The organism is Streptomyces sp. NPDC004788 (genome assembly GCF_053601115.1).
Genome location: NZ_JBSGBF010000130.1, coordinates 1 through 19143, shown reverse-complemented (window position 1 = coordinate 19143; position 19143 = coordinate 1). Strand labels below are relative to the sequence as shown.

Annotated in this window: 19 protein-coding genes; 12 read left to right on the top strand and 7 right to left on the bottom strand. The window is 74.6% G+C overall.

Annotated elements, in window-relative coordinates:
• Nucleotides 1-33: 33 nt before the first annotated feature.
• Nucleotides 34-798, bottom strand: a complete 765-nt coding sequence (locus tag ACWEJX_RS34520) for an alpha/beta fold hydrolase (protein ID WP_451611367.1) — start codon at nucleotides 796-798, stop codon at nucleotides 34-36.
• Between the two features lie 149 nt (nucleotides 799-947).
• Here ACWEJX_RS34520 and ACWEJX_RS34515 point away from each other — a divergent pair, with 149 nt between their 5' ends.
• The 4 genes from ACWEJX_RS34515 to ACWEJX_RS34500 all read left to right on the top strand — a co-directional run bounded on the left by ACWEJX_RS34515 (nucleotide 948) and on the right by ACWEJX_RS34500 (nucleotide 5713).
• Nucleotides 948-3464 (top strand): SpoIIE family protein phosphatase, encoded by a 2517-nt coding sequence (locus ACWEJX_RS34515; RefSeq protein ID WP_451611366.1) that lies wholly within the window; start codon nucleotides 948-950, stop codon nucleotides 3462-3464.
• A gap of 115 nt (nucleotides 3465-3579) precedes the next feature.
• Nucleotides 3580-3831, top strand: coding sequence for a type B 50S ribosomal protein L31 (locus tag ACWEJX_RS34510; protein ID WP_451611365.1), 252 nt, complete (start codon nucleotides 3580-3582; stop codon nucleotides 3829-3831).
• A 138-nt stretch (nucleotides 3832-3969) separates the two neighbouring features.
• Complete coding sequence (locus ACWEJX_RS34505) at nucleotides 3970-4809, top strand: SDR family oxidoreductase (RefSeq protein ID WP_451611364.1); 840 nt, start codon at nucleotides 3970-3972, stop codon at nucleotides 4807-4809.
• Between the two features lie 133 nt (nucleotides 4810-4942).
• Nucleotides 4943-5713, top strand: a complete 771-nt coding sequence (locus tag ACWEJX_RS34500) for an alpha/beta fold hydrolase (RefSeq protein ID WP_451611363.1) — start codon at nucleotides 4943-4945, stop codon at nucleotides 5711-5713.
• An 83-nt stretch (nucleotides 5714-5796) separates the two neighbouring features.
• On the opposite strand, the gene ACWEJX_RS34495 is transcribed toward ACWEJX_RS34500, so the two are convergent.
• Both ACWEJX_RS34495 and ACWEJX_RS34490 read right to left on the bottom strand, forming a co-directional pair.
• A complete protein-coding gene (locus ACWEJX_RS34495; protein WP_451611362.1) occupies nucleotides 5797-6288 on the bottom strand; it encodes a peptidylprolyl isomerase in 492 nt (163 codons plus the stop codon).
• Nucleotides 6289-6421: 133 nt separating this feature from the next.
• Entirely contained in the window at nucleotides 6422-6643 is a 222-nt protein-coding gene (locus ACWEJX_RS34490) for a hypothetical protein (protein WP_403790949.1), read from the bottom strand.
• Between the two features lie 209 nt (nucleotides 6644-6852).
• On the opposite strand from ACWEJX_RS34490, the gene ACWEJX_RS34485 reads away from it, so the two are divergent.
• Nucleotides 6853-7386, top strand: a complete 534-nt coding sequence (locus ACWEJX_RS34485) for an AMIN-like domain-containing (lipo)protein (RefSeq protein ID WP_451611361.1) — start codon at nucleotides 6853-6855, stop codon at nucleotides 7384-7386.
• Nucleotides 7387-7472: 86 nt separating this feature from the next.
• On the opposite strand, the gene ACWEJX_RS34480 is transcribed toward ACWEJX_RS34485, so the two are convergent.
• Entirely contained in the window at nucleotides 7473-7973 is a 501-nt protein-coding gene (locus ACWEJX_RS34480) for an NUDIX domain-containing protein (RefSeq protein ID WP_451611360.1), read from the bottom strand.
• Nucleotides 7974-8179: 206 nt separating this feature from the next.
• On the opposite strand from ACWEJX_RS34480, the gene ACWEJX_RS34475 reads away from it, so the two are divergent.
• Complete coding sequence (locus ACWEJX_RS34475) at nucleotides 8180-9091, top strand: ABC transporter ATP-binding protein (protein ID WP_451611359.1); 912 nt, start codon at nucleotides 8180-8182, stop codon at nucleotides 9089-9091.
• Entirely contained in the window at nucleotides 9088-9918 is an 831-nt protein-coding gene (locus tag ACWEJX_RS34470; protein ID WP_451611358.1) for an ABC transporter permease, read from the top strand. The genes ACWEJX_RS34475 and ACWEJX_RS34470 overlap by 4 nt, the downstream gene beginning before the upstream one ends.
• Nucleotides 9919-9949: 31 nt before the next feature.
• On the opposite strand, the gene ACWEJX_RS34465 is transcribed toward ACWEJX_RS34470, so the two are convergent.
• The 3 genes from ACWEJX_RS34465 to ACWEJX_RS34455 form a co-directional block, all read right to left on the bottom strand.
• Nucleotides 9950-10825, bottom strand: a complete 876-nt coding sequence (locus ACWEJX_RS34465) for a YhjD/YihY/BrkB family envelope integrity protein (RefSeq protein ID WP_451611357.1) — start codon at nucleotides 10823-10825, stop codon at nucleotides 9950-9952.
• A gap of 230 nt (nucleotides 10826-11055) precedes the next feature.
• Complete coding sequence (locus ACWEJX_RS34460; protein ID WP_451611356.1) at nucleotides 11056-11433, bottom strand: luciferase domain-containing protein; 378 nt, start codon at nucleotides 11431-11433, stop codon at nucleotides 11056-11058.
• A gap of 84 nt (nucleotides 11434-11517) precedes the next feature.
• On the bottom strand, nucleotides 11518-12813 hold the full coding sequence (locus tag ACWEJX_RS34455) for a PP2C family protein-serine/threonine phosphatase (protein WP_451611355.1): 1296 nt from the start codon (nucleotides 12811-12813) through the stop codon (nucleotides 11518-11520).
• A 170-nt stretch (nucleotides 12814-12983) separates the two neighbouring features.
• Here ACWEJX_RS34455 and ACWEJX_RS34450 point away from each other — a divergent pair, with 170 nt between their 5' ends.
• The 5 genes from ACWEJX_RS34450 to ACWEJX_RS34430 all read left to right on the top strand — a co-directional run bounded on the left by ACWEJX_RS34450 (nucleotide 12984) and on the right by ACWEJX_RS34430 (nucleotide 19013).
• A complete protein-coding gene (locus tag ACWEJX_RS34450) occupies nucleotides 12984-13853 on the top strand; it encodes an AAA family ATPase (protein ID WP_451611354.1) in 870 nt (289 codons plus the stop codon).
• A 59-nt stretch (nucleotides 13854-13912) separates the two neighbouring features.
• Complete coding sequence (locus ACWEJX_RS34445) at nucleotides 13913-15286, top strand: vWA domain-containing protein (protein WP_451611368.1); 1374 nt, start codon at nucleotides 13913-13915, stop codon at nucleotides 15284-15286.
• 35 nt (nucleotides 15287-15321) lie between these two features.
• Complete coding sequence (locus ACWEJX_RS34440) at nucleotides 15322-15906, top strand: nucleosidase (protein ID WP_451611353.1); 585 nt, start codon at nucleotides 15322-15324, stop codon at nucleotides 15904-15906.
• A 609-nt stretch (nucleotides 15907-16515) separates the two neighbouring features.
• Nucleotides 16516-17652, top strand: a complete 1137-nt coding sequence (locus ACWEJX_RS34435) for an LLM class flavin-dependent oxidoreductase (protein WP_451611352.1) — start codon at nucleotides 16516-16518, stop codon at nucleotides 17650-17652.
• Nucleotides 17649-19013, top strand: a complete 1365-nt coding sequence (locus ACWEJX_RS34430; protein WP_451611351.1) for an NtaA/DmoA family FMN-dependent monooxygenase — start codon at nucleotides 17649-17651, stop codon at nucleotides 19011-19013. Before ACWEJX_RS34435 ends, ACWEJX_RS34430 begins: the two co-directional genes overlap by 4 nt.
• Nucleotides 19014-19143 lie beyond the last annotated feature (130 nt).

The following is a 19143-nucleotide window of genomic DNA, read 5'->3' as shown; positions in this document are numbered from 1 at the left end:
GCGCGAGCGGCGGGGGCGGGGCCCTCGCCGTCGTCAGGCCGCCAGGAACGCCTCGATCGCGTCCGCCAGTGCCTTCGGGGTCTCCTCCGGGGCGTAGTGGCCCGCGTCCGGGAGGACCGTGAGGCGTGCGTTGGGGTACCAGCGCAGCCAGGTGGACTCCATGGCGTCGGCGCCGAGGGCCGGGTCGTGGGCGCCGACGACGAGCAGGACGGGGGCCGGGTTGTCGCGGACGCGCTCGTGGAAGTCGGTGCGCGACCAGGAGTCGAGGTAGGCGCGGAAGGCGATGGCGGAGGAGCGGGTCACCGAGCGGTCCACCAGGGCGGAGAGCCACGCGTCGTCGTAGCGGCCGCCGGTGGTGTTGTCGATGATGGCGCGGCGGTTGCCGTGGTTCTCGGCGGCGCCGGCGAACAGCTCCCAGGTGTCCGCGTCGAGCGGGAAGCCGGCCGCGGAGACCGGGGAGATGCCGATGACCGAGCGCACCCGCTCGGGCGCGTCGAGCAGCATCAGCTGGGCGGCCTTGCCGCCCATGGAGTGGCCGACGACGGAGAAGGTGTCCCAGCCGAGGTCGTCGGCGACGGCCAGGGCGTCGGCGGCGACCTCCTCCATGGTGTACGCGCCGTCGGCGTCGATCGCCTCCCCGTAACCGCGGCAGTCCAGGAAGGCGTAGCTGCCGACGGACCCGTCGAGGTGTTCGCGCAGCGGCGCGAAGCTCGTGCGGTCGCCGAACCAGTTGTGCAGCACCAGGGCGCGGTGCGGACCGCTGCCCTCCACGTCGTAGGGAAGAACCCGGCCGGTCATCGTGCCCCCTGGTCGTGAGATCCGTTGGGGCCCGAGTCTCGCGAGCGGCGGCGGCCGGGGTCAATGCCCCCTGAGGGTGGTTCGGGAGCGGCGTCGGGAGCGGCGGTCTCCGGATGCGTGGGGCTTCCGGGCAGGCGCATCCTGACTGTGTGACGTCGTACGGCGCGGCAGGCCCCGCCCCGTCGGCCGGGCCCGGGCCGCCGCACCGGGGCGGTGGTGCCGACGGTCCCGCGGCGGACGCCCTGACGGTGGTGCTCGCGGAGTCCGTGCTGCGGGCGGTCGAGGCTGCCGGCGGCTACGCGGGCGGCGTCTATCTGCAGTCCGGGACACCGGGGCTGCTGCGTCTCGCGGTGCTCGCGGGGCTGCCGGGGCCGCTGTTCCGCCCGTGGTGGCGGATGCACATCAACCGCCCGTTCCCGGTGGCGGAGGCCCACCGCTCGGGGCAGCCGGTGCATCTGGGGGACGTCGAGGAGGCCATGCGGCTGTTCCCGCAGCTCGTGGCGAGCCTGCCGTTCCCCTTCGCCTCCCTCTACACGCCGGTCGTCGGCGGCCGCGAGCGGTTCGGTGTCCTCGTGGTGCTGCGCACCCCGACGCCCGGGGTGCCGGTCGACGCGCGGGACCGGGCCCGGATGCTGCAGGAGGCGCGGCGACTCGGAGTCACCCTCGGCGAACTGGCTGCGCACGGCACGCAGGTGGAGTGGCCGGGCGAGCCGGTCTCCGTACAGCTGCCGGCCCGGATCGGCCCGCCGGTGCGGATCGGCTACTTCGACTGGAACCTGGCCACCGGCACGGTCACCGCGGACGCCGGGCTGCGGGAGATCCTCGGCGAGCCCACCCCGTCCCCGTGGACCGTGAAGGCGCTGACCGCCCGGCTCGTGCCGGAGGACGGGTACGCCCTGTGGGCGCTGGCCCGGCAGGCGGCCGGCTCGGGCGGCCCGGCGGCACGCCGGATCCGGCTGAAGGGGCCGGACGGCGGACTGCACCTCCTGGAGGTCACGGCACGCCCGCTGCGCAGCGGCCGGGACGAGAACGTGATCACCGGTTCGCTCGTCGACCTCGGCAGCGGGCTCGTCGGCTCGGACGCAACCGACCGGCTGCCACGGGCGATCCTCGCCATCGACCGGCTCGGCCGGATCACCTACGTCAACGAGCGCACCGAGGCGCTGCTCGGGCGGCCGCGCGGGGCGCTGGCCGGGCTTCCGCTGTGGGAGGCCCTGCCGTGGTTCGCGCACCCGTACCACGAGGAGCAGCTGCGCGGGGCGCTGCTCTCGGACCAGCCGATCCACTTCCTGGCCCACCCGGGGCGCGGCGAGTGGCTGTCGCTCTCGCTCTATCCGGGGCACGACGGGGTGACGCTGGTCATGGAGCCGGAGAGCGACCCGGCCGGGCCGCTCCGGGCCAAGCCGACCGGTGAGGTCGACGGGCTCTCCTCACCGGAGGGCCGGGCCGCGGCGATCTACCGTCCGGTGGCCCTGGCGATCGCGCTCTCCGAGGCGGTGACGGCCCGCCAGGTGTCCGCGGTGGTCACCGAGGAGCTCCTGCCGGCCTTCGGAGGCCGGCAGCTGGCGATCTACCTCCTGAGCGAGCGGCACCTCTACATGGCGTGGGAGACCGGCTTCCCCAAGGGCTTCCTGGAGCCCTTCGACGGCGTCGGCCTGGACGCGCACGTACCCGGCGTGGAGACGCTGACGACCGGGCGGCCGCTGTTCTTCGAGTCGATGGAGCAGCTCGGCGCGGCCTATCCGGGGCTGCCGCTCGACGCGCACTCGGGCGCCCGGGCGTTCCTGCCGCTGATCGCCTCGGGCCGGCCGGTGGGCACCTGCATCCTCGGTTTCGACGAACCGCGCGGCTTCACCGCCGAGGAGCGGACGGTGCTCACCGCGCTCGCGGGCCTGATCGCCCAGGCACTGGAGCGGGCGCAGCGGTACGACTCCGAGTCCGCCCTCGCCCGCGGGCTGCAGGACGCGCTGCTTCCGCACCGGCTGCCGGTGTACGACGGCGTGGACACCGTCGGCCGCTATCTGCCGGGCACCCAGGGCATGGACGTGGGCGGCGACTGGTACGACGTGATCGAGACGTTCCCCGGGACCCTGGCCCTGGTCATCGGCGACGTACAGGGCCACGGCGTGGCCGCGGCGGCGACGATGGGGCAGTTGCGCAGCGCCGTGCGGGCGTTCGCGCTCGGCGGGCACCCGCCGGAGGACGTGGTGCGGGGCACCAACCGGCTGCTGATCGACCTGGACCCGGGCCAGTTCGCGAGCTGCTGCTACGTCGTCCTCGACCCGGAGACGGGTCTGGCGCAGGCGGCCAGGGCCGGGCATCCGCAGCCGCTGCTGCGCCGGTCGGACGGCACGGCGGAGGTGGTGGAGCTGGCGGGCGGTGTGGTCCTCGGGGTCGACGACACCGCCACGTATCCGGTGACCCGGCTGCGGCTCGCACCGGGCGAGGTCCTCGCGCTGTTCACGGACGGTCTGGTGGAGCGGCCGGGCACGGACATCGACGAGGGCATCGAGCGGCTGCGGCGCAGCTTCGCCGCGACCGGCACGGCGGCGCTCGCGGAGACCGCCGACCGGCTGATGCGCGAGGCGCGCCAGGCCCCGGACCGCCCGGACGACATCGCGCTGCTGCTCGCGGCGCGCTGGGAGCCGCACGGCCACCGGCCGTGACGCCCGGCGGGCCGTCGCCGTCACCCGGTCGGGTGTGCGGCGTGGTCGTGCGGGCGGTGCGCGGGAAGGCTGGGCACCATCGGGGGATCGCCGGCAGGCCGTTCGAGGAGGAGATGTGCAGCAGGACAAGCAGCCGGAGTACCGGGAAGTGGTGTTCCGCGACCGGTCGGCCGGGTTCGCCTTTCTGACCCGGTCCACGGCCACGAGCGACCAGACCATCACCTGGGACGACGGCAACGAGTACCCGGTGGTGGACGTCGAGATCTCGTCGGAGAGTCACCCCTTCTACACGGGCAAGGCGCGGACGGTGGACACCGAGGGACGGATCGCGAAGTTCGAGCGTCGCTACGGCGAGGGCGACGGCTGAGCCCCAGGGCTTCCGAACAGGCGTGGAAAAGTGGCCAGGAGAAGGACAGTTCACCTTCCAGGATGAGCGAGGTGACCGCGGCGGGAGCTTCCGCCCCGCCGGGGTCACTCCTGAATCTCTTCCTGGAAGGAACGCGTCATGATCGTGGTCACCGGAGCGACCGGGAACGTCGGACGCCTGCTCGTGGCGGCTCTCGCCGAGGCCGGCGAGGACGTGACGGCGGTGAGCCGCCGGGCGGGCACGGCGCCGCTGCCCGAGGGCGTACGGCACCGGGCCGCCGACCTGGCCCGGCCGGCGGAGGCGGCCGCCGCCTTCGCGGGTGCCGACGCCGTGTACCTGCTGGTCGGCGGGGTCGGCGCGGAGCTGGACGCGCGGGCGATCGTCGCCGCCGCCGTGGCGGCCGGAGTGCGCAGGATCGTCCTGCAGTCCTCGCAACTCCTCGCCACCCGCCCGGACTCGCCGTCGCACGCCCCCCTGCGGGCGTTCGAGACGGCGGTGCGGGAATCGGGCCTGGAGTGGACGATCCTGCGGCCGTCCGGCTTCGCCTCCAACGCCTTCCTCTGGTCCGAGTCGGTGCGCGCCGCCCGCACCGTCGCCGCGCCCTTCGCCGATGTGGCGCTGCCGGTCGTCGACCCGGCGGACATCGCGGACGTGGCCGCCGCCGCGCTCCGCGAGGACGGGCACCGAGGGCGTACGTATGTGCTGACCGGTCCGGCGGCGGTGAGCCCGCGCGAGCAGGCGGCGGCGCTCGCGCGGGCGGTGGAGGCGCCGGTGCGGTTCGTGGCGCAGACCCGGACGGAGGCGCGCGCCCATCTGGTGCGGTTCCTGCCGGAGCCGGCCGTGGACGGGATGCTGTCGGTGCTGGGCGAGCCGAGCGCGGAGGAGCAGCGGGTGAGTCCGGACGTGGCGCGGGTACTCGGACGCGCCGGGCGGCCGTTCGCGGCGTGGGCGGAGCGCAACGCGGCCGCCTTCGCCTGAGGCAAGGCATGTCCGGCCTGATCGGCTTGTCCCGCCTGATCGGCCCTTTCCGGGGCGTTGTCAGTGGTGGCTCGTAGGGTGGTCGGTGCCGGTGGGGAGCCGGCCCTACGGGGTGACGACGGGAGGCGGGATCATGCGGGAGCTGTATCTGGCGGAGGTGGGGGCCTGCGTGCGATGGCTCGATCTGCCGGGCGCCCAGGAGGAGGACGACGGGCCGGCGCGGGTGTTCGTGCACGGTCTGGGCTGCACGGGCGCGTCGGACTTCGCGCACGTCGCGGTGCATCCGGCGCTGCCCCGGCGGCGCTCGCTCCTGGTCGATCTGCTGGGCTTCGGGCTGAGCGACCGGCCGGGCGGCTTCGACTACCGGATGGAGTCCCAGGCGGCGGTCGTGGCCCGGATCCTCGACCACGAGGGCCTGACCGGGGTGGAGCTGGTGGGGCACTCGATGGGCGGGGCCGTCGCGGTCCATCTCGCCGCCGCGCGCCCGGATCTGGTGGAGCGGCTGGTGGTGGCCGAGCCCAACCTGTATGCCGGCGGAGGGATGTTCTCCTCCCCCGTCGCGGCACAGGACGAGCAGTCCTTCGTGCGCGAGGGCTTCGCGGCGATGCTCGCCACGCAGCAGCGGGCGGACTACGCGGCGCGGCTGCGGCTCGCGGACCCGCTGGCCGTGCACCGCAGCGCCGTGGCGCTGGTGGAGGGTTCGGCGCCGGCGGCCGGTGACCTGTTTGCGGCGCTGCAGCGGCCGCGGGCGTTCCTGGTGGGTGAGGCGAGTCTGCCGGACGCCGATGCCGAGAAGGTGGCGGCCGAGGGCATACCCGTGCTCGTGATCCCGGCGGCAGGTCACAACCTGATGATCGACAACCCGGACGGCTTCGCCCGGGCGCTGGCGGAGGCCCTCACCTGACGCCCTCCGCCGGGCGACCGCCCCCGGCCGGATGCGGCACGGGGGGGGGGGTCGTCGCCCGGCGCGGCGGCCGGGCGGCGGTCTCAGACCGTGCCGGAGGCGGCGACGCGGATGTCGGCGCTGGTGCGGCCGGAGGCGGAGCCGAGGCCCTCGATCTTCTTGACGATGTCCATGCCCTCGACGACCTCGCCGAAGACGACGTGCTTGCCGTCGAGCCAGGGGGTCACGACGGTCGTGATGAAGAACTGGGAGCCGTTGGTGTTCTTGCCCGCGTTCGCCATCGAGAGCAGGCCCGCGCGGTCGTGCTTCCGCTCGAAGTTCTCGTCGGCGAACTTCTCGCCGTAGATGCTCTTGCCGCCGGTGCCGTTCTCGTTGGTGAAGTCACCGCCCTGGAGCATGAACTGGGGGATGACGCGGTGGAACGGGGAGCCGGCGTAGCCGAAGCCGTTCTGGCCGGTGCACAGCTCACGGAAGTTGCGGGCGGTCTTCGGCACGACGTCGTCGTACAGCTTGAAGACGATGCGGCCGGCGGCCTCGCCGTTGATGGTGATGTCGAAGTAAACGTTGTCGCTCATGGGGACATCCTGTCATTTCCCAGGTACTGCGCGCGCACGGGCCACCGCCTCTCGGGTGGTGGCAGCGTGAACGTGCCCCGCACGGCCCTGTCGGGAGGGCGGTGCGAGGCACGGAAGCATGCGGGGTGAGCGGTCAGATGAGACCGCCGGTGTGCAGGGTCTGAACGGTGTCGCCGGCCTTCTCGACGGTCCCGTGCAGGAGGGCGCCGGCGCCCTGGTCCTCCTGGAGCAGACCGGTGATCCCGTCGACCGGGCTGCTGCTCTCCGCGGCGGAGGCGTGCGGGGGCGGGGTGACGAGGGCGGTGACGACACCGGCGGCGAGGGAGGCGATGGCGAGCATGCTGCGCTTCTTCATGGCCTGGTCAACTGCCGAGGAGCGCCGAGGTTACGGGGGCGCCCGCGCTCTTTCCCGTACGCGCCCCCACCCGCACGCCTGTGTCATACACCCCGAAGGCTGAAGAATCGGTCGAAAAAACACAGAAAGGGAGGAACCGTATAGTTGAGGGCGGATATCTCTCCCAGTGACACCACTGTCCCCGTCGCAGAAGAAAGCCGGGGGACGTCATGCTCCACCGTCAGAGCCTCGCGGCCACGGCCGCCGGCATCCTCCTCGCCGCCGGGATCGGGGCCACCGTCCCCGCCGGCGCCACCGCCGCACCGCCCCGCACGACGCCCCCGCCGGCCACGGCCCAGGTCGTCAACGTGCGCTGGGGCGGTCACCCCACCTTCGACCGGCTCGTCGTCGACGTCCGGGGCACGATGCCCCCGGTGACCGTCAAGCCCGTGAAGGTGCTGCGCTACGACGGCTCGGGCAACAGGGTCCCGCTCCCCGGGAAGTTCTTCCTGGAGATCAAGCTCTCGCCCGCCACCGCCCACAACGCCGCCGGTCAGTCCGTCTACCAGGGACCCCGGCTGGTCAGGATCCATCTGCCCGCGCTCAAGGGCGTCGCCCTCACCGGCGACTTCGAGGGCGTCGTCACCGTCGGAGCGGCCTTCCACACCAAGCCCGTCTACAAGTCCTTCGTGCTGCACTCCCCCGAGCGCTTCGTGCTCGACATCGCCCACCCGGTCCACCCGATGCCCCACTGCCAGCGGTGAGCCCGCGGCAACCGCCGCACCGCCACCGGGGCGACGACCGTCCGGTGACGGTCGCCGCCCCTCACCGCGCCGCGGACGGGCCCGGCTCAGCAGTCGTGGCCGGACTCCAGGTACAGGGTGGCTCCGGTCCGACGGGCCCGGTCGACCTCGGCGAGACGGCGGAAGGAGCGCGGGTTCATCTCCGCCTCCCACTCGGCGAGGGTCAGCAGCCGGTACTCGGTGTGTTCGGTCGGGTCGAGGACCACGGCGGCGATCTGCTCGTCGGACAGTTCGCCGCCGTCGAAGATGAATCCGATGTGGTTGGCCGGCCACTGCTCGCCGCGGTCGGTGACGAAGTGGGCCGCGAGCAGCCGCGGTTCGCCCTCGTACACCAGGCCGGTCTCCTCCCGGCACTCCCGGACGGCCGTCTCCCAGGGCGTCTCCCCCGGGTCCATGTTCCCGCCGGGCCACTGCCACACCCCGGGCTCGAAGGCCGCGCGCAGCTGCAGGGGGCGGCCGTGGGTGTCGGTGAAGTACAGGCAGGCGTACGCGGTCGCTCTCGGCAGCGTCGCGATGAACTCGGCGGGCGGCAGCCAGGTGTTCGCCATGGGCGGCTCTCTCTCGGCAGGCGAATGGATCACCGCCCATCCAAGCGGTCGGAGCGCCCCGGCCGGGCCCTGAGCCCGGTCATCACCGGATCGTGTGATCACCGGACATCACCCCTGCGGGGTACCCCCGGAGATGACAGCGGTCGGCCCGGTCTGTCGTCCACGGGGCGATGTGCGCGGCGGGGCCGGGGCGGCACCGTGGTGCCATGATCGACGTCAGGCAACTCACCAAGCGCTACGGCACCAAGACCGCCGTGGACGCGCTCAGTTTCACCGTACGGCCGGGCCGGGTGACGGGCTTCCTCGGGCCGAACGGGGCCGGCAAGAGCACCACGCTGCGGATGGTCCTCGGGCTGCACACCCCGACGAGCGGGACGGTGACGGTCTCGGGCCGCCCGTTCCGCGACCGGCCGCGCGGCTTGTGGCACGTCGGCGCGCTCCTCGACGCGGGGGACGCGCACGGCGGGCGGACGGCCCGGGCCCATCTGCGGATGCTCGCCCGCTCCAACCGGATCCCGGTCGCGCGGGTCGACGCGCTCCTGGAGGAGGTCGGTCTGGCGGGCGCGGCCCGGCGCCGCATCGGCGGCTTCTCGCTGGGGATGCGACAGCGGCTCGGGATCGCCGCCGCGCTGCTCGGCGATCCGCCGGTGCTGCTCTTCGACGAGCCGCTCAACGGACTCGACCCGGAAGGGGCGCAGTGGGTGCGCGGCCTGTTCCGGCGGCTGGCGGCCGAGGGCCGCACGGTCTTCGTCTCCAGCCATCTGATGAGCGAGATGGAGCACACCGCGGACGACCTGGTGGTGGTCGGCCGGGGCAGGCTGATCGCGGCGGAGAGCCTGGCGGACTTCTCGGCGCGCGGCACCCGGCCGGGCGTCACGGTCGGCACCCCGGCCGCCGCCGAGCTGGCCCGGCTGCTGCGCGCGGAGGGCGCGGCGGTACGGGAGGAGGCCGGCGGGCTGCTGACGGTGACGGGTCTGGACGCGGTCCGGATCGGCGACCTCGCGCACGCCCGGCGGCTGCCGCTGCACCAGCTGACCACACGGAAGGCATCCCTGGAGGAGGCGTTCATGGAACTGACCGCCGACAGCGTCGAGTACCCGGCGGGAGACGCCCGATGACCGACCTCGCCCTTGTTCCGACCGAGCCCCGTGCCCGCTTCCGCGACCTGCTGGCCGCGGAGTGGTGCAAGCTCTGGTCACTGCGCTCGACCGGCTGGTCGCTGCTGCTCGGCGTGCTCGCGGTGGTCGCGTTCAACGTGGGCCAGGCATGGGACCGCTACCGGTACTGGCCGACCTACGACACCGCCAGCCGGGCCGGCTATGTGCGCGACGGCATGGCGCTGTGGGACGCGTTCACCGGGAACGCGGCCACGGTGATGATCCTCGCCGCGGCGGCGATGGGGGCGGTGGCGGTCACCGGCGAGTACGGCAGCGGGCTGATCCGTACGACGTTCGCCGCCGTCCCGGCCCGGCGCCCGCTGATGGCCGCCAAGGTGCTCGTGGTGGCCGGGGTGACGACGGGCTTCGGCGCGGTGGCCGCCGCGGGCTCGTTCTTCGCGACGCAGGCGATCCTGTCCGTGCACGGCATCGGCCTGTCGATCGGACACCCGGGGGCGCTGCGGGTCGTGGTCGCGTCGGCGCTGCTCGCGCCGGTGAGCGCGCTGGCCGGGATGGCGCTCGGCACGCTGCTGCGGACCGGCGCGGCGACGGTCGTGGCGAACGTGGTGCTGCTTCTGCTGGTGCCGGCGGTGACCAGCGAGAAGCACCACTGGTCGGCGGTCCTCGCCCACGTACAGCCGCACAAGGCCTGGCAGCGGCTGGTGAAGACGGTGGACTGGCCGGAGCCGTTCCCGTGGACGGTCGGCGGGGCGTGGCTGGTGTACGGGGTGTGGGCGCTCGTGGCGGCGGCGGTGACGGTCCTCGCGGTGCAGCGCAGGGACCAGTGAGGCCGCTTGGACCCGTGGGGCCCGGGGCCGCTCAGGGCTGCTCCGGGCCGGGCGGCTCGCGGTTGAGCCGGCGCAGCAGGAGCAGTTCGTGGACCAGACGGCCGACGAGGGCGCTGCCGTAGACGACGAAGCCGACGCCGACGAGCCAGGACTGGAGCACGAGGACGGTGCCGAACTGGCCGTACGTCACCGCGTTGGAGGCGATGAGCGGGGAGAAGACGTACTGCGAGAAGACCCGCAGGCCGAGCAGGCCGAGCGAGGTGAGGACGGCGCCCGGGAGCAGGGCCCGCCAGCGGATCCGGCCGCACAGCAGGAAGCGCTGCGACCACCAGAAGAAGGCGAAGGTGCCGGTGAGGTCGGCGGCGGCGACCAGGACGGTGACGCCGGTGGACGACTGCTCCGGGGTGGGGGCGGCGACGAAGAGCAGAAGCGCGGCGATCAGGACGCCGAGCCAGACGACGTGGCGCCACATGGTGTGCCAGCGCGCCGTGGGCAGGTCCCAGACGCGCTCGTAGCCGGTCTGGACGGCCGAGCCGAAGGTCACGCCGAAGGCGGCGAGCGCGGCGAGACCGAAGGCGGTGGTGCGCTCCAGGGTCGCCCCCGGCTGCCCGAAGAGCCGTTCGACCTCTTCCCGGGAGACCTCGGAGACGCCGAGGCCCTCGATGAGCCAGCGAGCGAAGCCGTGGCCGCTGGCGAGGTCGGCGGCGGCCACGACGATGAGGAGGGGGATGAGGGTGAGCAGGCTGAGCGCGGCGAACCCCATGGCGCGGTGCATCAGTTCCATCTCGCGCCCGCGGTTCCACACCAGCCCGACGGGTGAGGCGAGGATGCGGGCGTAGTGCCGGGGGAACCAATGAACGTGCTCTCTGGGGGCATCGTCGTGCGGCGCACCGGAAGTGGGGGGCATGCCTCGTGGGGTACCCCGCTCACCGGCCGAACCCGTCCGGCGTGCCGCCGAACGGGTGGGTCCGGGTGGGAACGGGCCGGTTCCGGAGCTCCGGACGCGAGGCCGGGTACGTGGAGCTGAGGCTTCGGGCCCGGTACGTGGAGCTGAGGCTTCGAGGCCGGCTTCTTGGAGCTGAGGCTTCGAGGCCGGTGCGTGGCTCCGGTGTCCGGGGTCCGATGTCCGGTGAGGAGTCAGAAACGGGCGTACGGGCGCCCGGTGCGGGTGCAGTGGTCGGGGGCGGTGTCGTCGCCGGGGTACGGGGCCCCGGTGGCCTGGAGGGCGGCGCTCACGAGGGTCGCCAGGAGGTCGATGTCCGATCCGGTGTCCAGACGGACCGTCACCCAGCCGGAGCCGGCGCGCAGTCGGAGCGCGCTGGAGCCGAGGAGGGCCGGCCGGAGCCGGGCGATCATGGCACGGGTGAGGTGGACTTCGGCCTCGTGCTCGCCATGGAAGTGCACGATCTCTTGTGTCGCGGTGCGCAGTCCGAGCTCGGCGCCGCACGGCGTACGGTCGGCGATCAGCGAGGGCCAGCTCATCAGGCGTTCACTGGCGTGCCTGGCTGTGTTCATACCGAGGAGAGTGCCCCGCCGCGGGGACCGGCACAAGCGTCCGGCCGAAAGAATTCCGCCGGGGCCGAAAACAGTCGACTCGCCTCAGGTCACGGGCCGTTCGCGGACCCGGGCGGCGAGCACGGCGACGTCGTCCTCGGCGGTGTCCGCGGCGAGCCGGCGCAGCACCTCGTCGACGACCGCTTCCGGGCCGGAACCGGCCGGCAGGCGGAGGGCGGCGAGCCGGGCGAGGGAGGCGTCGATGTCCTCGCCGCGCCGTTCGACCAGGCCGTCCGTGAAGAGCAGCAGGGTGTCGGTGGGGGTGAGAGAGCGGACGGCCGGTTCGTAGCCGCCGAGGCCGGTGCCGAGCGGCGGGCCGACGGGGAGGTCGACGAGCTCGGCGGAGCCGTCGGCGGCGAAGACGACGGGCGGAAGGTGGCCGGCGCTGGCGAAGGTGGCGGTGGCGCGGGCCGGGTCGACCTGGATCAGCAGACAGGTGGCGGGGCGCCGGGCCTCGTCCTCGGCGACGACGGCGTCCAGCTGGCGCAGCACCCGGTGTGGGGGCAGGTCGGTGGCGGCGACCTCGCGCAGGGCGCCGCGGTAGGCGTTCATGTCGACGGCGGCGTCCAGGCCGTGGCCCATGACGTCGCCGACCACCAGGAGGCTGCGGCCGAAGTGGAGCCGCACGGTCTCGAACCAGTCGCCGCCGACGAGGGTGCGCGGGCCTGCCGGCAGGTAGCGGCCGGCGATCTCCAGGTTGGGGTGCGGGCGGCCCGGTTCGGCGACCAGGGCGCGCTGCAGGTGCAGGGCGGTGGCCTCGGTCGCGGCGAGCCTGCGGGCGTGTCCGAGGTGGACGGCGGCGAGCCGGGCGGCGTGGGCGACCACGGCCTCGTCGTGCCCGGAGAAGCCCCCGCCGGCCCGCGCCACCCGCACCCGGCCCAGCTCCTCACCCGTGGTGGCGAGCAGCGGCACGGCGAGGCCGGCGGTACGGGGCGGGCCGCCGCGGCCGACCGCGCCGACGTCCTCAGCGCCGGCGCCCTCCGCGCCCTTGTCCTCCGCGCCCACGGCCCCAGCGCCCGCACCCTCGTCGGCCGCGGCCCCAGCGCCCGCACCCTCGTCGGCCGCGTCCGCTGCCTCCTCCAGCAGTGCGGGGTTTCCGGCCACCGCGACCGGCCCGGACGCGGCCGGGGCGCCGTCCTGGGGGTGGAGGTCGACGGCTGCGGCTCCGGCGACCCGGCGGACCAGGAATCCGGCCAGTTCGGCACAGATGACCCGCTCGTCGAGCCGGGTCCCTATCTCGGTGGCGGCGTGCTCCACGGCGTCGAGCCGGGCGAGGACGGCCTCGTACTCCCCGACCGGCTCCCCCGCCGGCAGGCACCGTTCCCCTGCTCGTTCCGACACCGCGCCTCCACCGCCGTTCCACCTCTCCCCATTCCATCAGCGGCCTGCCCGTGCCGCGCGCGGCGCCCCTCCGACCAGCGGCGGGAGCAAGGCCGTCGCATGATGACGCGCCGGACGCTACGCTGCGACTACTGGCCGGTAACCATTGCTCTCACTCCGGGGGAACAGCCATGACGACCGGGTTCTTCAGCTCCGTCGACGACGTCGCCGCACGCCTCGCCGCCACCGGCTATCTGGCTTCGCCCGCCGTCGCCACCGCCGTCTTCCTCGCCGACCGGCTGGGCAAGCCGCTGCTCGTCGAGGGACCCGCCGGGGTCGGCAAGACCGAGCTGGCGAAGGCCGCCGCCCAGGTCGCCGGGGCCGGCCTCGTACGGCTGCAGTGCTACGAGGGCGTCGACGAGTCCCGGGCGCTGTACGAGTGGAACCACGCCAAGCAGCTGCTGCGGATCACCGCGGGCCGCGGTGAGAGCTGGGACGAGACCCGCACCGACATCTTCGGCGAGGAGTTCCTGCTCGCGAGGCCGCTGCTCACCGCCATCCGCTCCGACGAGCCGACCGTGCTGCTCGTCGACGAGCTGGACAAGGCCGACGTGGAGGTCGAGGGGCTGCTCCTGGAGGTCCTGAGCGACTTCCAGGTGACCGTGCCCGAGCTCGGCACGATCACCGCGACCCGCCGCCCCTTCACCGTGCTCACCTCCAACGCCAGCCGCGAGCTCTCCGAGGCCCTGCGCCGCCGCTGTCTCTTCCTGCACATCGGTTTCCCGGAGGAGGAGCTGGAACGCCGGATCGTGCGCGCCAAGGTGCCCGGGATCGACGAGGCGCTGGCGGCCTCGGTGGTCCGGGTGGTGGGCGCGCTGCGGGCCATGGACCTGCGCAAGGCGCCTTCGGTCGCGGAGACCGTCGACTGGGCCCGCACCCTCCTCGCGCTCGGCGCCGGCGCGCTCTCGGAGGAGGTCGTGCGGCAGAGCCTAGGCGTGATCCTGAAGCACCAGGAGGACATCCAGAAGGCGGCCGCGAAGCTCGACCTGGACGCGGTGTGACCGCCGACCGGGACCAGCGGCCGCAGCCTCGTCCGCGGCCGGATACGCCGCCCGAGAAGATCACGGACCGGGTCACCGGCCTGGTCCAGGCCCTGCGGGCGCACGGCTTCGGCATCGGCACCGGCGAGACCGTCGACGCCGGGCTCGCCCTGACCGCGGTGGGCTTCGAGGACCGGGAGCGGATGCGGGAGGCGCTCGCGGCGACGCTGCTGCACGGCGAGGGCCAGCGGAAGGTGTTCGACCGGGTCTTCGACCTGTACTTCCCGCTCGTCGAGGGGCGCGAGCAGGAGCCCGGCCCGGGGGCGGGCGACCCGGCGGCGGAGCTGGGGGAGCTGCGGGACCGGCTCGCCGCCGCCCTCGCCGCGGGCGACGACCCCGGGCTCACCCGGCTGGCCGGCGAGGCCGTCGGGATGCTCGGCGGCTACGGCGCGTCGCCCGGCTCGGACGGCTGGTCCTCGTACCAGACCCTGTCCCGGCTGCGCCCCGAGACCCTGCTGGCCCGTACCCGGGTGGCGCTGCGGCAGGAGACGGGTCAGGAGGCGGGCGAGCCGGAGTTCGCCGACCGGCTCGCGGACGAGGAGATCCGGCGGCGCATCGAGGACTTCCGGGAACGGGTGCGGACCGAGGCGCGCCGCCGGGTCGCCCAGCGGCAGGGCCGCGACCGGGTGGCGCGGCGGGCCGTGGAGGCGACCCCCGACCGGATCGACTTCCTGCTCGCCGGCCGGGCCCAGCTGGACGAGCTGCGGCGTACGGTACGGCCGCTGGCGCGGCGCCTCGCGACCCGGCTCGCCGCGCGCCGCCGCCGGGCCGCGCGCGGCGAGATCGATCTGCGGCGCACCCTGCGGCGTTCCCTGTCGACCGGCGGCGTGCCGATGCGGCCGGTGCTGCGGCGGCGGCGCCCGGGGCGGCCCGAGCTGGTGCTGCTGTGCGACGTGTCGGGCTCGGTGGCGGGCTTCGCGCACTTCACGATGCTGCTCGTGCAGGCGCTGCACGACCAGTTCAGCCGGGTGCGGGTCTTCGCCTTCGTCAACCGGGTCGACGAGGTCACGGACCTGGTGGCCCGCGGCCGCGCGGACCCGGCCGGACTGGGCGAGCGGATCCTCACGGAGGCGGAGCTGACCGGCTGGCACGGGCAGAGCGACTACGGGACGGCGCTCGGCGAGTTCGCCGAGCGGTACGCGGACGCGCTGGGCCCCCGTACCGTCGTCTTCGTCCTCGGCGACGCCCGCACCAACCGCAGCGACCCGAACCTGCCGGCCCTGAAGCGGATCGCGGACCGGGCCCGCCGGGTGTACTGGCTGAACCCGGAACAGCCCGCGCTCTGGTCCACCGGCGACTCCGTCGCCCACGCCTACGCGGAACTGGTCGACATGCGCCCCTGCCGCAACGCCCGCCAGCTCGCCGACCTGGTCGGGCGGCTGCTCCCCGTGTGACCTGCACCTGAGCGGCAGCGGGTACCGTGGCTCGCATGGAACTCATCGGTGAGATCACGACCGGCCGCCCGCTCCTCGTCCTCGCGGTCAAGGAGGAGGCCCAGCACCTCGACACCGACCTTCCCGTGCTGCTCACCGGCATGGGCAAGGTCAACGCGGCGACCGCGCTCGCGACCGCCCTCGCCCGCGGGCCGCGGCCCTCCGAGGTCGTCAACCTCGGCACGGCGGGCGCGCTGCGCCCCGGCTGGAGCGGCACGCACCTGATCGGCACCGTGGTCCAGCACGACTTCGACGGGCAGCTCCTCGCCACCCTCACCGGTGAGACGTACGGCGCCCCGCTCACCCTGGCCGGCGGCGGCGAGGCCGTCCTCGCCACCGGTGACGCGTTCATCGCCGACGAGGCGTCCCGCGAGCGCCTGGCCGTCCGCGCCGCCCTCGTCGACATGGAGGGCTACGCGCTCGCCTCGGCGGCCGCGCTCGCCGGGGTGCCGCTGCGGATGGTCAAGCACGTCAGCGACGACGCCGGCGAGGGCGCGGGCCGCAGCTGGCGCGAGTCGGTCGCGGAGTGCGCGCGGGCGCTCGCGGACTGGGCGCAGGCGAACACGCCGTACCGGAGCTGAGCCGGGTACCGGCCCGCCCACGGCGGTGGCTGAGACCCGCCTCACGGCCCCTGACGGGGGCTGAGCCCGGCACCGCACCCACTCCCTGACGGCGTCCGGGACTGCGCGCGCTCCCCAACCCGCCCCGGGACACGTGCACTTCGTCGTGCCGTTCCTCGGACCGCCCTTGACATCGCTGAACCGCCCCTGCCTAAGCTGGGGCGGTTCCCTTCCGGACCCGTGGAGGCCCCCGTGCACGCACCGAGCGCCGCGCAGCGCCGTGGCCGTCGTGCCGTGCGGGCCGGGGCCCTGCTGAGCTGCCGGCGGCACGTGGACTTCTGCCGCACCGCCTCCGCCATCTGTCCTTCCGCACACCGCTGATCACCGCCCGACCGCCGCGCGAGCCGTTCTCCTCGGGCCGCCGCGCCGCGGTCGCGGGCCGTCGTGTGCCGCGCTCCCGCTGACACTCCCTCCGTATCGCCATCCCGCCATGCCCGCGTGCGCCATTCCCGCGTGCGACGTGCCCGCGTGTCGCCATGCGCGCGTGCCGATGTGGCGGTACGGAGACGTGCCTCCGGACCGGCCCGGCGGCGGCCCGCCCTGTCGCCCCAGCCCTTCGGAAGGACTCCCATGCCTCACCCGCCCCTGCACCTGGCCGTCGAGATCGACGGCGACGGTGCCCATCCGGCCGCCTGGCGCCGTGCCGCGCACGCGCCCGGTGCCTTGCTGACGCCGCGTCGGGTCGCCAGGACCGCGGCCGTCGCGGAGAACTCCGGGTTCACCCTGGTCACACTCGACGACGACATCCTGCCGCCCGGCTCCGCCGCCTCCGGCGGGCCGGCGGGGCGGCTCGGGGCCGTCGAGCGGGCCGCGTACATCGCCGCCTCCACCAGCGTGATCGGCGTCGCGCCGGTCGTGGCCACCACCTACGCCGAACCGTTCCACGTCTCCACCCGGCTCGCCTCGCTCGACCACGTCTCGGTCGGCCGGGCCGGCTGGGTCGTGGGCGTCGAGGGGACGGCCGAGGCCGCCCGGGCCTGGGGGCGCCCCCGGGTCGAGGGCGAGGCGGCGCTGCGCCGGGAGGCCGTCGACGGCGTACGCGTGGTGCGTGACCTGTGGGACTCGTGGGAGGACGACGCCGTCATCAGGTCCGTGGCGACGAGCCGCTACCTGGACGGCGAGCGGCTGCACTACGTGGACTTCGAGGGCGAGACGTACAGCGTGAAGGGCCCGTCGATCGTGCCCCGGCCGCCGCAGGGCAGGCCCGTGGTGCTCGCGCCCGCCGGGCTCGTACCCCCGGAGCTCGTCGACATCGCCCTGGTGGAGGGCGCCTCCCCCGCCCTGCTCGGCGAGGCGGCGGCCGCGTCGGGCGCGCCGCTCGCGTTCGCCGAGATCGAGGTGGCCCTGGACACGCCCGCCGAGTCGGCGGCGGACCGGATCGCGGACCTGGAGCGGTACGCCTCCTGGGACGCCGCGCCCGGCAGGCCACCGGGCAGGCTGCGCTACACCGGACCGGCGCGGGGACTGGTCGCGCTCCTGGAGGAGTTGAGCGGTCTGGTCGACGGGGTGCGGCTGCATCCGCTGGTCCTCGACGAGGACCTGGAGGTCCTCTCGCGCCTGGTGCTGCCCGAGCTGTTCGTACGGCGGGTCGCGGCGCGCCCGCTGCCCGGTGCCACGCTCCGCACCGCCCTCGGACTCCCCCGCCCCGACAGCCGCTTCGCCACCACCGCCGGCACCGCCACCGCCTCCCTGGAGGGGAACCGATGACGCGCACCGACCCGCAGGACGTGCCCCGCCCCGACGCCCAGCTGCACTTCGGGGTGTTCTTCCAGGGCGTCAACCACTGGACCGTCTGGTCGCACCCGGAGAGCGGCTCGCAGATCGATCCGGCCTCCTTCCGCCGGATCGCGCAGACCGCCGAACGGGGGCTGTTCGACGCCTTCTTCCTCGGCGACGGGCTGCGGCTGCGCGAGACGGACGGCCGGGTGCACGAGCTGGACGTGGCCGGGCGGCCGGACGCGCTCGTGCAGCTGTCCGCGCTCGCCGCCGTCACCCACCGGATCGGCCTGGTCTCGACGTCCAACACGACCTTCAACGAGCCGGGCGACCTGGCCCGCCGCTTCGCCAGCCTCGATCTGCTCTCCGGCGGCCGGGCCGGCTGGAACGTCGTCACCACGGACAACGCCTGGACCGGGGCGAACTTCCGCCGCGGCGGCTTCCTCGACCACGCCGACCGCTACACCCGCGCCGAGGAGTTCCTCCGGGTGGCCCGGGCGATCTGGGACGGCTGGGCGGAGGGCGCGACGGCCGACTCGGCCGACGCCCGCACCTGGTCCGTACCGGGCACGATCGGTCAGGTGCGGCACGCGGGGCCGCAGTTCGACGTGGAGCTCACGCCGACGCAGCCGCGCAGCCGTCAGGGGCATCCGGTGATCTTCCAGGCGGGCGACTCGCCGGCGGGCCGGGACTTCGCGGCGCGCAACGCGGACGTCATCTTCTCCGCGCACGGCCAGGACTTCGACGACGCCCTCGGGTTCGCCGAGGACATCCGGCGGCGGCTGCGCGCGGCCGGGCGGCCGGAGGACGCGCTGCGCATCCTGCCGGGCACGGAGATCATCATCGGCGCGACGGAGAAGGAGGCCGAGGAGAAGGCCCGCTGGATCCGCCTCGAACAGGTCACGCCCGCCACCGCGCTCGCGATCGCGGGCCGGCTGTGGAACCTGGACCTGTCGGAGCGGGACGCGGACGGGCCGCTGCCCGCCGAGGATCCGGTGGTCGTGGAGAACACCGGCGCCTTCGGCTCGGCCCGGGTCGCCGATTCGCGGGCCGTGGTCGCCGAGTGGCGGGCCAGGGCCGAGGCCAACGGGTGGTCGCTGCGGGAGACGGTGATCGAGCTGGGCCCGCAGCGCGGGCACGTCGGCACCCCGTCCGGACTCGCCGACAGGTTCACCCACTTCGCCCGGCACGGCGCCGTCGACGGCTTCAACATCACGCCGTATCTGATCCCGGACGGCCTCGACGACATCGTGGAGCTGCTCGTGCCGGAGCTCCAGGAGCGCGGGGCGTACCGGACCGCGTACACGGGGACGACGCTGCGCGAGCACCTGGGGCTGCGCCCGGTGTCCTGAACCGTTCGGACACCGGTCGAGGGGCCGGGCGACACCGCCGCCCCGCCCCCCGCCCCCGGGCGGCGCCGCCGCGGCCCCGTGAGCCCCGCCGCCGGGGGGGCACCCCCGGCGCGCCCGCCCCGGCCGCGAC

What these genes read in the sequence shown, in the direction of transcription:
- ACWEJX_RS34490 (WP_403790949.1), bottom strand. Translation starts at nt 6,643, where the DNA reads ATGAAGAAGCGCAGCATGCTCGCCATCGCCTCCCTCGCCGCCGGTGTC.
- ACWEJX_RS34495 (WP_451611362.1), bottom strand. Translation starts at nt 6,288, where the DNA reads ATGAGCGACAACGTTTACTTCGACATCACCATCAACGGCGAGGCCGCC.
- ACWEJX_RS34450 (WP_451611354.1), top strand. Translation starts at nt 12,984, where the DNA reads ATGACGACCGGGTTCTTCAGCTCCGTCGACGACGTCGCCGCACGCCTC.
- ACWEJX_RS34520 (WP_451611367.1), bottom strand. Translation starts at nt 798, where the DNA reads ATGACCGGCCGGGTTCTTCCCTACGACGTGGAGGGCAGCGGTCCGCAC.
- ACWEJX_RS34470 (WP_451611358.1), top strand. Translation starts at nt 9,088, where the DNA reads ATGACCGACCTCGCCCTTGTTCCGACCGAGCCCCGTGCCCGCTTCCGC.
- ACWEJX_RS34500 (WP_451611363.1), top strand. Translation starts at nt 4,943, where the DNA reads ATGCGGGAGCTGTATCTGGCGGAGGTGGGGGCCTGCGTGCGATGGCTC.
- ACWEJX_RS34465 (WP_451611357.1), bottom strand. Translation starts at nt 10,825, where the DNA reads ATGCCCCCCACTTCCGGTGCGCCGCACGACGATGCCCCCAGAGAGCAC.
- ACWEJX_RS34480 (WP_451611360.1), bottom strand. Translation starts at nt 7,973, where the DNA reads ATGGCGAACACCTGGCTGCCGCCCGCCGAGTTCATCGCGACGCTGCCG.
- ACWEJX_RS34460 (WP_451611356.1), bottom strand. Translation starts at nt 11,433, where the DNA reads ATGAACACAGCCAGGCACGCCAGTGAACGCCTGATGAGCTGGCCCTCG.
- ACWEJX_RS34505 (WP_451611364.1), top strand. Translation starts at nt 3,970, where the DNA reads ATGATCGTGGTCACCGGAGCGACCGGGAACGTCGGACGCCTGCTCGTG.
- ACWEJX_RS34475 (WP_451611359.1), top strand. Translation starts at nt 8,180, where the DNA reads ATGATCGACGTCAGGCAACTCACCAAGCGCTACGGCACCAAGACCGCC.
- ACWEJX_RS34430 (WP_451611351.1), top strand. Translation starts at nt 17,649, where the DNA reads ATGACGCGCACCGACCCGCAGGACGTGCCCCGCCCCGACGCCCAGCTG.
- ACWEJX_RS34435 (WP_451611352.1), top strand. Translation starts at nt 16,516, where the DNA reads ATGCCTCACCCGCCCCTGCACCTGGCCGTCGAGATCGACGGCGACGGT.
- ACWEJX_RS34440 (WP_451611353.1), top strand. Translation starts at nt 15,322, where the DNA reads ATGGAACTCATCGGTGAGATCACGACCGGCCGCCCGCTCCTCGTCCTC.
- ACWEJX_RS34485 (WP_451611361.1), top strand. Translation starts at nt 6,853, where the DNA reads ATGCTCCACCGTCAGAGCCTCGCGGCCACGGCCGCCGGCATCCTCCTC.